This is a genomic window from Corynebacterium glaucum, from assembly GCF_030408855.1.
GTDB classification, from domain to species: Bacteria; Actinomycetota; Actinomycetes; order Mycobacteriales; family Mycobacteriaceae; genus Corynebacterium; species Corynebacterium glaucum.
Genome location: NZ_CP047358.1, coordinates 1345689 through 1358443 on the forward strand (window position 1 = coordinate 1345689; position 12755 = coordinate 1358443).

Consider the following 12755-nt stretch of genomic DNA (forward strand, 5'->3'; position numbering starts at 1 on the left):
CTATCTGCCCCCTTCGGCGTTCGCATTCGGCCCTCTTGTTCGGCCGTCCGATTCGGATGTGTCATATTCCGGATGAGCCGCCAGCCAGGTCCCGATCGCGGTGAGGTCGTGACCGAGACGGTCACGCTTCGTGCGCAGGTAGTCAATGTTGTCATGCGAAGGGGCTATTTCAATCCTGGTGCGCCCCAGCACTTTAGGACCAAAGCCACTCAGCGCTTCCACCTTTTCCGGGTTATTCGACAAGGCGGTGAATGCACTCACGCCGAGATCCGCAAGGATCTGACCCGCGACAGAGTACTCACGAGCGTCGATAGGTAATCCCTGCTCCAAATTCGCGTCGACAGTATCCATCCCCTCGTCCTGGAGCCGGTACGCCGCAAGCTTTGCGACGAGTCCGATACCGCGCCCTTCGTGCCCCCGCACGTACACCACTACCCCGCGCCCAGCTTCTTGCACCCGCCGCATTGATTCGTGCAGCTGGGGGCCGCAATCGCAACGGCGCGAAGCGAACACGTCGCCGGTGAGGCATTCCGAGTGCACCCGCACGAGCACGCCTTCGCCGCCGGTGACGTCCCCGGCGACGAGCGCGATGTGCTCTGAGCCGTCGATCTCATTGCGATACCCGTATGCAGTGAATTCGCCGAATTCCGTTGGCAGGCGCGTCTGGGTCTCGCGGTGCACAAAACGCTGTTCACGCCGCACGTGCGCGATGAGTTGCTCAATGGAGATCAACTTGAGGTGATGAGTATCGGCAAACCGGCGCAGCTCGTCGAAGCGGGCCATCTCGCTCGGATCGTCTTCCGAGACAATCTCGCAGAGCACCCCAGCGGGTCGCAGACCCGCCAACCGCGCGAGGTCAACCGCTGCTTCTGTGTGCCCGTCGCGGGCCAGCACGCCGCCGCGACGCGCGCGCAGCGGCACCACGTGGCCAGGCCGGGTGAAATCCCCCGGTTGCGCAGCTGCGCTGGCAAGCCGAGTGATGGTTTCGGCGCGCGATCGAGCCGAGATCCCGGTGGTGCCGGTAGCTGCATCAACGGTCACGGCGTAGGCGGTGCCGCGCGCATCCTCGTTGTGCGCCACCATTGGGGGTAGGCCGAGCCTTGTCGCGTCCGCGTCCTCCAGCGACACGCAGATGAAGCCGGAGGTGTGGCGCACCATGAACGCCACCAGCTCCGGGGTGGCCAGCTCGGCTGCGAAGATAAGGTCCCCTTCGTTCTCACGGTCTTCGCTGTCCACCACCACTACCGCCTCTCCGCGGGCGATTGCCGCAATGGCGTCCTCCACCGAGTCCAAGCTGGCAGCGTGATCGCGCGAGTCTGAGGGGGTATTCATGTGGGCTTACTCTAGCCCTGCACCATTTTCTCCACGTACTTGGCCACAATGTCCACTTCAAGGTTCACTGGTTGGCCCACTAAGAGGTCCCCGGCCGTGGTGTCTCGCAACGTGGTGGGAATCAAGGACACCTCGAACCACGGGTGGGTTTGGTCGGACGCGCCAGAGTCGTTGGTCGCACCAGAGTCGTTGGACGCAACAGTCGCACTGGAAACTGCCGACACTGTCAACGAGGTGCCGTTGACGGCGATCGACCCCTTTTCCACGACGTAGCGCGACAGCTCTGAGGGCACGCTGAAGCGAAACACCTCCCAGTGCTGCGACGGCTCGCGCGCGAGCAACGTGCCGACACCGTCGACATGGCCTTGGACGATGTGGCCGCCAAAGCGCGCGCCGGCCGCCAGCGACCGTTCAAGGTTGACTTTGGCCCCGGGCTTATAGGTTGCTAACCGGGAACGGATCAGCGTTTCGCGCATCACATCGGCGGTGAAAACGCCGGCGTTGACGTTGATCACCGTGAGACAGACGCCGTCGACTGCGATCGAGTCACCCGGTGTCGCGTCCGAGGTTGCTTTGGGCGCCCGCACCGCGATGCGCACTGCGTCGTCAAGCTTGCGAAGCTCCTCAACCGTGCCGATTTCTTCAACGAGTCCGGTGAACATCTCTCTCCATTTCAATGAGCACATCTTCGCCCACGCCGCGAACGTCGGTAATGCGGAAACGATGAGCTTCGGTGATGGTGTCTGCAATTGCGCGATCCACTACCCCGCGGCCAGCACCGAGAAGCGCCGGGGCAATATACGCCTGCACCGCATCGACGAGGTCGAGCTCGAGGAAACTGGCATTAAGCTTCGCTCCGCCCTCGACAAGTGCGTCGCGTGCCCCGGCTTCCCAGAGCGCATTCAGGGCCTCCTGGGGCGTGGGGTACTGCTCAAACCCAAGCCTTGTCAGGTTGCCCTCGGGCACACATCGCTTGCCGACGACCACGCGACGCGGCTGATGCTCACGCAACGAGCCGTCCGGGTAGCGCGCACTCAGCGATGGGTTATCCGCGATTACAGTGCCGGTACCGACGATAATGGCGTCGCGTTTCGTGCGATCTTGGTGCACATGCTCACGCGCCTCGCTGCCGGTGATCCATTTGCTCGTTCCATCCGCAGCCGCAGTGAACCCATCGAGTGTGGAGGCGAATTTAAGCGTCACGCTGGGCCGGCCGAGGCGCACTGATCGCAACCACGGCTGGAGCGCCGCGACCCGCATAGGCTGAAACACCACTTCAATGCCGTTGACGCGCAGGTGCTCCGCCCCACCCGCGGCCGGCGCGAACGGGTCCGCGGTAAGGTAAACCACCCGCGCGATGCCTGCTTCGACCAGTGCACGCGAGCACGGACCGGTGCGGCCAGTGTGGTTGCAAGGCTCCAGGGTAACCACGGCCGTCGCACCGTGGGCGCGTGCTCCTGCTGAGGTTAAGGCGTTAATCTCTGCGTGCGGGCCGCCGGCAGGCGCTGTGGAGCCGGTGGTGATGAGCTCGCCGGTGGCACCGACGATTGCGCACCCCACTGGCGGATTCGGCGATGTTGTGCCGCGCACGACCTCACCTACACGGATCGCTGCTGAAATGGCAGCAGTAAGGCCTGTGAGGTCAGTGAGGTCAGTGAGGTCAGTGAGGTCTTGGTTCACGCTTGCCGCGCTTCGCCTGCCAGCGCCCGCAAGCGATCCACCGCTTCCGCCGGGTTTTCGGCGCCGAACACGGCGCTACCTGCTACAAACGCATCCACACCAGCCTCGGCAGCCTGCGCAATGGTCTCCACGCCGATGCCGCCATCGATGCCAATGAGAGTGTCCAGTCCCTGCGCGGAGATCGCATCGCGCAGCGTCATCACCTTGCCCAGCACCTCCGGCATGAACTTCTGCCCGCCGAAACCGGGTTCAACGCTCATCACCATCACCTGGTCGAAGTGCTCTAAAGAGTCCAGGTAAGGCTCGATAGGAGTGCCAGGTTTGATCGCAAACCCGGATTGCACACCCAGCTCGCGGCACTGCTTTGCGGCCGCCACGTGATCATCCACCGCCTCTACGTGGAACACCAGCCGGTCGCCGCCGGCGTTGACGTAGGTCTCGAACCACCGCTGCGGCTCCTCAATCATCAGGTGCATGTCGAGGAACTGGTCAGTCACCCCGTCCACAGCCTTAGTCACGTCGGGGCCGAAGGACAGATTAGGCACGAAGTGGCCGTCCATGATGTCGACGTGGATGAGGTCGGCGTTTGCGACCTTGCGCACGTCGTCGCCAAGCGCGGCGTAGTCAGCGGCCAAGATCGAAGGCGCAATGTAAATCATGCGTCCAAGGGTAGCTTTCGCAGCACAGCCAAGAACATCGCGTCGGTGCCATGCCGGTGCGGCCACATCTGCGCACTCGGATGCTCGCCCACATCGTCCATCCCATTCAAAAACTCGCGCGCGTCAAGTTCCTCAATGCCCCCAAGAGCTTTTTGCTTATCGACGACTCCCCTGGTCTCCCTCATATCAGGAGAACACGTCGAATACACGACCACACCGCCGGGTTTCACGAGGTTGACCGCAGAAGCCAACAGCTCGGATTGGAGCGTATTCAGCTCGGCGATGTCTTCCTCGGTCTTCGTCCAGCGCGCCTCTGGGCGGCGGCGCAGGGCGCCGAGACCGGAGCACGGGGCGTCGACAAGCACTCGATCGAAACTGCCTGCCTCGAGATCTGGATCCCGACCGTCGGCGACTTTGACTGTCACCGGCAGCTCGCCGACTGCCTTGCGGATCAGCTCGGCGCGGTGCGGGGCGATTTCGATGGCGGTGACGTCGGCGGCATCGATGGCTGCCAGAGAGCCGACGAGTGCGGCCTTTCCGCCGGGGCCCGCGCAGAGATCGAGCCAGCGCCCCTGATCGTCGTCGACCGGTACCTCCGTGAGAGCGCGGGCAATGAGCTGCGAGCCCTCGTCCTGCACCCCGGCTAGTCCGTCGCGGACTTCTTGGAGCTGGCCCGGGTCGCCTTCTGGCAGGTAGACGGCGTAAGGCGAGTACTTGCCCTCTTCCCCGCCGGTGGTCAGCGCGAGTTCCTCGGCGCTGATCTCGCCAGGGCGGGCCACAAGATGCACGATGGGGCGCTCCGAGTCGGCGGCCAGTGCGGCGTCGAGTTCGGATTCAGCGCGGTCACCGAGGGCCGTCGCAAAGCTGCGGGCGATCCATTCGGGGTGCGCATGGTGGGTGTCGTGCTGGGCCAGCCACTTCTCCGCCGGAGTGCGCGAGATCGAGCGCAGCACGCCGTTGGCAAAACCCTTGGCCTTCTCCTGGTTCGCCGCTTCGACGAGGCGTACCGACGTGTCCACCGCCGCGTGATCCTCGACGCGGGTGTAGAGCAGCTGGTACGCGCCGAGCCGCAGGGCTGCGAGCACCTCAGGGGCGATCTGTGTAAGCGGGCGCGAGGCGTTTTCGGCGATGACGGCGTCGAGCACGCCCATGGTGCGCAGCGTGCCGTACGTCAACTCGGTGGCGAACGCCGCGTCACGGCCCCTGATCTTGCGCTCCTTGAGCAGGCCGGGCAGCGTGAGGTTCGCGAACGCCCCGTCGCGGGTGACGCGCAGGATGACCTCGAATGCGACTTCGCGGGGGGTGTCGCCGATTGAGGCAGGCCGCGATTTCACGCTGTAGCGCTGCTTCCCTTGCTCTTGCTTCGGCTGCCGCTGCGTCTGCTGCTTCGGCTGCTCGCGCCGACCCGCAGCGCGGGAACGGAATCCGCCGCTCATTCGAACACCACCTTGTTCTCTGCGTTGGCGAAGTATCCACGCGCCCAGTCGGCTGCATTCATCATCTTCTTGCCGGGCGGCTGAATGCGGCTCAGAACCACATCGCTTGTACCAGTGCCGACGCGCACCTCCTTCTTGGTAGCTACGACCTCACCCGGGGCCAAGTCAGCCGTGTCCGTGGGTTTCACGGGCTCCACCTTGACGCGCTCCCCACCCAGCGTGGTCCATGCACCCGGCGCCGCGGTGTAGGCGCGGATCGCGCGGTCGACGACCTCCACCGGTTGGGTCCAGTCGATCCGGGCGTCCTCGACGGCGATCTTCGGTGCGTAGGTGCCATCCTCCGGTTGGGGCTTGGGCACGATGGCGCCATCTTCGAGCCCGTCCATGGTCTCCACGAGGGTCGCCGCACCTTGAGACGCAAGGCGCGCGAGCAATGCATCAGCAGTGTCTTCAGAGCCGATTGGCTCGGGCATGACGTTGAGCACGTCACCGGTGTCCAGGCCTTCGTCGATGCGGAACACGGTGGCCGCGGTCTCGGTGTCTCCGTTGAGGATCGCGTGCTGCACCGGCGCCGCCCCGCGCCATTGCGGAAGCAACGAGAAGTGCAAGTTGACCCAACCGTGCGCGGGTATATCCAACATGTCGGCCGGGATCAGGTTGCCGTAGGCCACCACCGGGATGCAGTCCGGAGCCAGCTCGCGCAGCCGGGCGCGGATCTCCTCGTTGTTTTTCAGCGTTTCCGGCGTGAGCACCTCAATGCCGTGCTCGAGCGCGAGCTCCTTGACCGGCGAGGGGTGCAGCGTGCGGCCACGACCCTTGCGGGCGTCTGGGCGGCTGAGCACGCCAACGACCTCGTGGCGCGATGCGATGAGCTGCCGCAGCGGCTCGACGGCCGGCTCGGGGGTGCCTGCGAACACTAGGCGCATGAAGGTGTGTCCTCCTTAGTTGTTGAACCAGTCAGCTGCGCGAATCTCCGCCATCGCGGCCTTGCGGTCAGCTGGTTCCATCCGTGACAGGAACAGTACCCCGTCCAGGTGGTCGGTTTCGTGCTGGATGCAGCGCGCCAGCAACCCGTTCGCCCGCAGCGTCACCGGCCTGCCATACATGTCGTACCCTGTCGCCACCACCGCCGCGTGTCGGGTGACGTCCGCGCGAATGCCGGGGATGGACAAGCACCCTTCCCCTCCGGTCTGCATCGCATCTCCCAGCGGGTGCCAGACAGGGTTGATCAGGTGGCCGCGCATGCCCAGGCAGGCATACACGAACACCCGCTGGGTCACTCCGATTTGGTTGGCAGCGAGCCCCACGCCCCCGGCGGCGTCCATGGTGGCCTCCATGTCCCGCACCAGCACCCTCAGCCCGTCGTCGAACCGTTCGACAGGTGAGGCTGCGGTGGTAAGCACTGGGTCGCCGAAGTAGCGGAGGGGTCGTTGGGCCATGCCGGACAAGTCTAGTGACCCCCGCAGTCGATCAACTCACCCGATGTCGATCGGGTTGACCTGGATGCGCAGTGGCAGCTCCTGTTTGCGCGCCCCGCGGTTCACCGCACCCGCGCGCAGCGCTTTGCCCAGCGCCGTGCGGCTCGCCAGCGGCACCCGCACCAGCATGCGTTGCGCCGGCCCATGCTCCCCCGTGTCCCACTCCCCCGGCAGGTGCGTGCCCCCCGGCAGATCGACCGGGCCGAGCAGTTCGGCGTGCTCGGGCAGATCGACGTGCGCAAAGAAGTCGGTAAGCGCGTCGGACGGGGCGTCGATAAGCGCAATGTGCACTGCCGGAGGAAAGCGAGCGTCGCGGCGCTGCGCTAGCTCAAGCTCCGCAAATCCCGGCATGTCCCAGCGGATCAGGTGCTGCACGGCCGGGGCCGCAGGGTCCGCGACAATCACCACCTCGCCGCCCGCAGCATGGGGCTCGACCAGGGTCGCCGCAGCAGCCCATTTCGCAAACGCATCCTCCACTGCGCGCAGGTCCGGCCGCCCCACAAGCGCCCAGGTATCCAGAAGTATCGCCGCACCGTAGCTTTGCTTATCGACGCCCCCTTCTACCCGCGGTTCCGCTCCCGGAGTCGCCACCACGATGGCCGGCGCATGCGAAACGGTGTCGCGGACCTTTTCACCCCAGGACGTGATCACGCGGTGTTTCGGGAACGCGCGGCCGAGTTCCTCCGCGGTGCGCTCGGTACCCAGCACCACGGCGCGGACTTTGCGGGAGCCGCAGACCGGGCACACGTGCTGCGCGTCCATGCGGCCACACCAGCGGCAGGTTGGCGCGGCGGCCTCGCCGCCCTCCGGGAGGCCGAGCGGGCCATTGCACCAGCGACACCGCGACGGGGCACGGCAGTTCCCGCAGGCCAGCGTTTGGATGTAGCCGGTGCGCGGAACCTGAAATAGGACGGGCTTGCCGCGCTCGAGCGCCTTCGTCGCCGCCCGGAACGCCACCGACGGCAGGCGGGCCTGGCGGGCGCGGGGGTCGCGCTCCAGCTCGAAGTCGGAGTCACCGGCGGCGTGGATGTGGGGCGCGCGGGTACGCAGCGTCTCGCGAGGGGCGGTCAGGCTGTGCATCCACCCCGACTCGACAAGCAGCTGCGCCTCGGCGGTGCGGGTGTGGCCGCCAATGATCAGCGAAGTCTGCTCGAGCGCGGCGCGGGTAGTAGCCACCTCGCGGGCGTGGAAATAGGGCTCGCGCGGGTCGACGAGGTTGTCGTCGCCGTCGAACATCACCGCAATGAGGCGGAGATCGACGAGCGGTGCAAACGCGGCCGAGCGGGTGCCGACCACGATGCGCGCTTGGCCGTGCAGCACGGACAGGTAGCGCGAGTAGCGCGCTTGGGGGCCTTGGGAGGCGGTGAGCGTGGTTATCTGTTTCGCGCCGACACTGTCTCGCAGTGCTGCTGCAACGCGATCCACGTCGCGTTGGTCTGGCACAACGATCAGGGCGCTTCCGCCCTCGATGGCTACCTTCGCGGCCAGCGCCGATAGCGCCGCCGCCCAGTCGTCGCCAGGCGCGACCTGCCAGGCGGCGCGGGCGACCTTGCCGGCGAGCACCGCGTCCACGAAGGACTCCCCATAGGAGTACGCACTCCACGCGGAGAGATCAGGCTCTTGGGTTTCGCTAAGGTCGCTCCACGGCGTGTTGGTGTCGGTTTCCTCTGCCTTGGCGTGGCGCGCGGGAATCGCTGCCCGGTAGATGTCGGATCGGGTGCCGGCGTAGCGGTTGGCCAAGTCGTCGATAAGCATGCGGAGCTGCTCCGGCGCGACGACTTCCGGGGAGATGACCCTCTCGATGAACCTGAGCTTGCCCTGGTGGGTGGTCGCTGAGGCGCGTTCGAGCACGAGCGCGTCGACGAGGCGACCGGCGAAGCGGATGCGAACCTTCACCCCGGGCTGAGCCGCGCTGGAGTCGGCTTCGGTGACGAGGTAGTCGAAGTGACGGTCGAGGTGCGCGAGCCCAAGCAGCGGCAGTACCCGCACCACGGGTAACGAAGCGGCCTGAGCATTTGACATGGTGGTTGATCCTAGTGCAGCGGCGACACTGGGCCTGGTGCCGCGTTGAGTACTCTAGAAAATGCTGGGTTGAGTGCAGGAATAACTAGACCTTAAGATAAGCTGCCTATGCACTGTATGTTGGCCGTCACGCGCGGCGACTAGTTTCTACATTTATAAGGACAACTATGAATTTCTTGCAGCCGGTGTTTGCCACTCTGGCAGCCCTTGCCCTATTGCTGGGCGTTCCAGGCCAAAGCTCGTCGTCTTCGTCGTCTCGACCGGCTCCGGCGCCAACGCCCACTGCTACCTCGGCGCCATCCACGGAGCCGTCCTCGGCACCATCTACGGAGCCGTCTTCAGAGCCATCTTCGGAGCCGTCGACCGAGCCCGCAGCCCCAGCACCCACCCCGGCCGCCGACTGCAGCAACTGCGTCGCCCTGACCTACGACGACGGCCCGATGCCCGGCACCACCGATGCAATCCTGGACATCTACGCCAGCCGCGGTGTCAAGGCAAGCTTCTTCATGATTGGCCAGAACGTGGCTGAGCACCCGGAGCTGGCTCGCCGAGTGAAGGACGAAGGCCACACCGTGGGCAACCACAGCTACAACCACCTGCGCCTTCCGGAGCACCCGGACAAGAAGATCTGGAACGAGCTCTTCGCCACCAACTGGGAGATCCAGGAGCAGACCGGCGTTGAAGCGAAGTGGATGCGCCCGCCGTACACCGACTACGACGGCCGCGTCACCGAGGCGTCTCGCGACGCAGGCCTGTCCGTGACCGCATGGGATGTGGACACCGCCGACTGGGAGCACAAGAACCCGGAGCGCACCTGCCAGACCGTGCTTGACCAGGCCAAGGGCGGCTCCATCGTGGTCATGCACGACGTGCACAAGGAAACCGTGGCGTCGACCGAGTGCATCATCGACGGCCTTCTGGAGAAGGGCCTCGTGCCGGTCACCCTGGACCAGCTGGTTCCGAACCCGACCCCGGGCAACGTCTACCGCACCCGCACGGACTTCGACGCTTTTGGTAACTAACACCTTCAGCAACTAAGACTTCCACCAGCTAAGAATGCGGAATCTTCTTCACCGAATAACCGCCGTGGCGCTCTCCGCCGCGGCGGTTTTCGCCGTCGCTGCCCCGATAACTACCTCTCCCGCCGCCGCGCAGCCGGCGAACCTGCTGCCTAGTCGTGAGCAACGCCGGCATCGCGTACCAGCTCGCCACCACCAACCACGCCATCGAGCGCACAATCGGTGAGACCCCTCACTGGATGCGCCCGCCCTACGGCGAGTACGACGCGCGCGTGGTCGAGGCCTCCAAGCAACGCGGCATGGCCATCGCGATGTGGGACGACGACACCCTCGATTGGAAGCACCGCAACCCGGAGGAGACCTGCCGCCGCGCGGTCGATCAAGCGCACCCCGGTTCAATCATCCTCATGCACGACATCCACGCCCCGACCGTCGACGCCGTGCCGTGTGTCATCGACGGCCTGTGTGCGAAGGGCCTGCGCTCGGTCAGCCTGGACAAGATGATTCCGGACGCGGACCCCGGACGCGTGTATGCGCAACGTCCGTAAACTCTCAAGGCATGAGCGAGAATTCGACACTTGACATCGACAAGCCGTCTGAGCGCCGGGGCTGGCAACACGCCACGCCGTATGTCATGTTCGCGGCATACGTGCTCGGCCCCCTCATCCTCATCCCCGCGTTCGGCGGGCAGGGCGCCGTCGTCCCGGTGCTCATCCTCATTTTCGCCACCGCGGCAATCGCGGGTTTCGTCGACGGCCTAATCTACCGTTTCACCTGGTCGCTCCCCATCCTCGCGGGCTTCGGGTTCGGCATCGCCAAGTGGTTGTACTTCAACGACGGCACCTTCATCTACGCCCTCGGGTGCACGGTGGTTGCGGCAGCCGCGGCAGCTGCGGGCCAGAACGTATCGGCACATCGCTTGTCGACGAAAGGCTGACCAACGTGGAAACTTGGACCCTCCAACACCCAGAGCACGGCCGCATCGAGATCCGCACCGGCTTCGACAACGAGTTCCTGGCCGAAGACCCCTCTTGGCCGGAGCAGCTGCCCGAGCGCTTTGCCAAGGCCCCCGACGCGATCACCCCAGTCCCCGCATACGGCTCACCGTGGCAGCGAGTTCGCGCGCTAAAGAACAAGCCCCCGACCCGCGTCGAGGTACTTGTCAACGGTGAGGTGCAGAACCGTTACTCAGACCTCGACTCCGGGCGCATTCCGCTGTTCGGTACAGGCCCAGGTGAGACCCTGCCGCCGATGATGCACATTGGTATCGACCGGGCGAAACCGCACCTGAAGCTCGTCGTCAGCCCCTTCAAGGAGCTGCTGCAGGTGGAGTTTCGCGAGGGCGATCGTGTCGTCGAGTTTGACCCGCCTGAAGGCACTCGCGGCGAAAAGCGGCGCAACGCGATGCAGTCCAGTTCGTTTAAACGCACCGTCATCCCGATGCTAGAGGGGCTGGGCAAGGGCGCCTGGGCGGTCATAGTGCTGGTACTCGCGCCGGTGATCTCACGGTTCTTCGACTGGCTGGCCCAGTACCTCCCCGACTGGCAAATGCCGGACATCACGCTGCCGCACCTTGACCTGCCGGTGCCGAACCTGCCGCAGCTTGACCTGCCCACGCCGAATTGGCCGGGACTTAACCTACCGGATCTCCCCGAGATGCCCATGTGGGTCGAGTGGCTCGTCGAGTATTCGAAGATCTGGGTGCCGGTGGTGCTGGGCATCGTGGTCGGCATCTTGGCACTGCGCAATCACCGCAAGTCGGAGGCGGAAAAGGCGCGGTGGGAGGCCGAGCGCGATGAAGCGCAACGCGATGCAGCAGCCACTGACGAAGCCGCGGCGGAGCCTGGGACGACGGTCAACAGGCCGTCGTAAAGCGAACTGCCCTTAAGCCCCTGCTGCTGCCTTGAGTTCCTCTACCTTGTTGAGCTGCTCCCAAGGCAGGTCCAGATCGGTGCGGCCGAAGTGGCCGTAGGTCGCGGTCTGGGAGTAGATGGGGCGCAGCAGGTCGAGCTCGCGGATGATCGCGTCCGGGCGCAGGTCGAAGACCTTGTCCACCGCTTGCTGGATGGACTCGTCGGTCTGGCCCTCGGCGGCGGTGCCGAAGGTCTCAACGTAGAGCCCCACCGGGTTCGCGCGGCCGATGGCGTAGGCGACCTGGACCTCGACGCGGTCCGCGAGACCTGCGGCGACGATGTTCTTGGCCACCCAGCGCATGGCGTAGGCGGCGGAACGGTCCACCTTTGACGGGTCCTTGCCCGAGAACGCGCCGCCGCCGTGGCGGGCCATGCCGCCGTAGGTGTCGACGATGATCTTGCGGCCGGTGAGCCCCGCATCGCCCATTGGGCCGCCGAGCACGAAGGAACCGGACGGGTTGACCAGCAGCTTCGTCTCATCGGAGTAATACTGCTCGAGACCGGCATCCTTGATCACCCACTCAAGCACGTGGGTGCGCATCGCATCGGCAAGGGCTGCACCGGTGAAGTCCGGGTCGTGCTGCGTGGAGATGACCACGGTGTCCAGGTGCACTGGGCGCTCGCCGTCGTAGGCGAAGGTGACCTGAGTCTTGCCGTCCGGGCGCAAGCCGCTCACGACGCCTTCGTGGCGCACCTGGCTCAGGCGGCGCGAGAGGCGGTGCGCCGTGGCGATCGGCAGCGGCATGTACTCCGGCGTCTCGTTCGTGGCGTAGCCGAACATGAGGCCCTGGTCGCCGGCGCCGGACTGGGCGAGCTCCTCGGCGTCGCCGAACTCGCGAACCTCCTGGGAGGTGGTAACGCCTGCGGCGATTTCCTCGGACTGGTCGCCGATGGCCACGTTCACGCCGCAGGTGTGGCCGTCGAAGCCCACCTCGGAGGAGGTGAAGCCGATCTCCACGAGCCGCTCGCGCACGATGCGAGCGATGTTGGAGTACGCGGAAGTGCGCACCTCTCCCACCACGTGCACCTGGCCGGTGGTCACCAGCGTCTCCACCGCGACGCGGGAGCTCGGGTCCTGGGCGAGCATGTCGTCGAGGATCGCGTCCGAGATGGAGTCGCAGATCTTGTCCGGGTGGCCCTCGGTCACGGATTCGGAGGTGAACAGGCGGTAGAACTCGCCCGTGGTGCTTGCGGCGCTGGTTGCAGACAAAGCAGT

The 12755-nt window shown here is 65.6% G+C and carries 13 protein-coding genes; 4 read left to right on the top strand and 9 right to left on the bottom strand.

Features of this window, described 5'->3' with window-relative positions:
• Genes CGLAUT_RS06550 through CGLAUT_RS06585 form a run of 8 tightly spaced genes read right to left on the bottom strand, consistent with a single transcriptional unit; the run spans position 1 to position 8607 of the window.
• Positions 1–1332, bottom strand: coding sequence for a bifunctional 3,4-dihydroxy-2-butanone-4-phosphate synthase/GTP cyclohydrolase II (locus CGLAUT_RS06550; RefSeq protein ID WP_290184159.1), 1332 nt, complete (start codon positions 1330–1332; stop codon positions 1–3).
• An 11-nt stretch (positions 1333–1343) separates the two neighbouring features.
• Complete coding sequence (locus CGLAUT_RS06555) at positions 1344–1994, bottom strand: riboflavin synthase (protein WP_290184161.1); 651 nt, start codon at positions 1992–1994, stop codon at positions 1344–1346.
• Positions 1975–3012 carry a bifunctional diaminohydroxyphosphoribosylaminopyrimidine deaminase/5-amino-6-(5-phosphoribosylamino)uracil reductase RibD gene (gene ribD / locus CGLAUT_RS06560; protein WP_425551692.1) on the bottom strand — a complete coding sequence of 346 codons (1038 nt, stop codon included), beginning with the start codon at positions 3010–3012 and terminating at the stop codon, positions 1975–1977. The genes CGLAUT_RS06555 and ribD overlap by 20 nt, the downstream gene beginning before the upstream one ends.
• On the bottom strand, positions 3009–3671 hold the full coding sequence (gene rpe / locus CGLAUT_RS06565) for a ribulose-phosphate 3-epimerase (protein ID WP_095660023.1): 663 nt from the start codon (positions 3669–3671) through the stop codon (positions 3009–3011). Before rpe ends, ribD begins: the two co-directional genes overlap by 4 nt.
• Entirely contained in the window at positions 3668–5107 is a 1440-nt protein-coding gene (locus CGLAUT_RS06570) for an RsmB/NOP family class I SAM-dependent RNA methyltransferase (RefSeq protein WP_290184164.1), read from the bottom strand. Before CGLAUT_RS06570 ends, rpe begins: the two co-directional genes overlap by 4 nt.
• Positions 5104–6033 carry a methionyl-tRNA formyltransferase gene (fmt, locus tag CGLAUT_RS06575; RefSeq protein WP_290184165.1) on the bottom strand — a complete coding sequence of 310 codons (930 nt, stop codon included), beginning with the start codon at positions 6031–6033 and terminating at the stop codon, positions 5104–5106. The genes CGLAUT_RS06570 and fmt overlap by 4 nt, the downstream gene beginning before the upstream one ends.
• Positions 6034–6048: 15 nt before the next feature.
• Positions 6049–6546 carry a peptide deformylase gene (gene def / locus CGLAUT_RS06580; protein ID WP_290184167.1) on the bottom strand — a complete coding sequence of 166 codons (498 nt, stop codon included), beginning with the start codon at positions 6544–6546 and terminating at the stop codon, positions 6049–6051.
• Positions 6547–6582: 36 nt separating this feature from the next.
• Positions 6583–8607 (bottom strand): primosomal protein N', encoded by a 2025-nt coding sequence (locus CGLAUT_RS06585; protein ID WP_290184169.1) that lies wholly within the window; start codon positions 8605–8607, stop codon positions 6583–6585.
• Positions 8608–8774: 167 nt separating this feature from the next.
• Between CGLAUT_RS06585 and CGLAUT_RS06590 the strand changes: the two genes are divergently transcribed.
• The 4 genes from CGLAUT_RS06590 to CGLAUT_RS06605 all read left to right on the top strand — a co-directional run bounded on the left by CGLAUT_RS06590 (position 8775) and on the right by CGLAUT_RS06605 (position 11498).
• Positions 8775–9629 (top strand): polysaccharide deacetylase family protein, encoded by an 855-nt coding sequence (locus CGLAUT_RS06590; protein ID WP_290184171.1) that lies wholly within the window; start codon positions 8775–8777, stop codon positions 9627–9629.
• Between the two features lie 155 nt (positions 9630–9784).
• The gene (locus CGLAUT_RS06595) at positions 9785–10174 is read left to right on the top strand and encodes a polysaccharide deacetylase family protein (RefSeq protein WP_290184172.1); all 390 of its coding nucleotides are present in this window, start codon (positions 9785–9787) and stop codon (positions 10172–10174) included.
• Between the two features lie 11 nt (positions 10175–10185).
• Positions 10186–10563, top strand: a complete 378-nt coding sequence (locus CGLAUT_RS06600) for a hypothetical protein (RefSeq protein WP_290184174.1) — start codon at positions 10186–10188, stop codon at positions 10561–10563.
• A gap of 5 nt (positions 10564–10568) precedes the next feature.
• On the top strand, positions 10569–11498 hold the full coding sequence (locus CGLAUT_RS06605; RefSeq protein ID WP_290184176.1) for a hypothetical protein: 930 nt from the start codon (positions 10569–10571) through the stop codon (positions 11496–11498).
• Positions 11499–11510: 12 nt separating this feature from the next.
• Here CGLAUT_RS06605 and metK read toward each other — a convergent pair whose 3' ends face one another.
• Positions 11511–12749, bottom strand: coding sequence for a methionine adenosyltransferase (metK, locus tag CGLAUT_RS06610; RefSeq protein ID WP_290184178.1), 1239 nt, complete (start codon positions 12747–12749; stop codon positions 11511–11513).
• Between the last annotated feature and the right edge of the window lie 6 nt (positions 12750–12755).

Coding starts and splice junctions, on each gene's coding strand:
- CGLAUT_RS06550 (WP_290184159.1), bottom strand. CDS start 1,332: ATGAATACCCCCTCAGACTCGCGCGATCACGCTGCCAGCTTGGACTCG.
- CGLAUT_RS06555 (WP_290184161.1), bottom strand. CDS start 1,994: ATGTTCACCGGACTCGTTGAAGAAATCGGCACGGTTGAGGAGCTTCGC.
- rpe (WP_095660023.1), bottom strand. CDS start 3,671: ATGATTTACATTGCGCCTTCGATCTTGGCCGCTGACTACGCCGCGCTT.
- CGLAUT_RS06570 (WP_290184164.1), bottom strand. CDS start 5,107: ATGAGCGGCGGATTCCGTTCCCGCGCTGCGGGTCGGCGCGAGCAGCCG.
- fmt (WP_290184165.1), bottom strand. CDS start 6,033: ATGCGCCTAGTGTTCGCAGGCACCCCCGAGCCGGCCGTCGAGCCGCTG.
- def (WP_290184167.1), bottom strand. CDS start 6,546: ATGGCCCAACGACCCCTCCGCTACTTCGGCGACCCAGTGCTTACCACC.
- CGLAUT_RS06585 (WP_290184169.1), bottom strand. CDS start 8,607: ATGTCAAATGCTCAGGCCGCTTCGTTACCCGTGGTGCGGGTACTGCCG.
- CGLAUT_RS06590 (WP_290184171.1), top strand. CDS start 8,775: ATGAATTTCTTGCAGCCGGTGTTTGCCACTCTGGCAGCCCTTGCCCTA.
- CGLAUT_RS06600 (WP_290184174.1), top strand. CDS start 10,186: ATGAGCGAGAATTCGACACTTGACATCGACAAGCCGTCTGAGCGCCGG.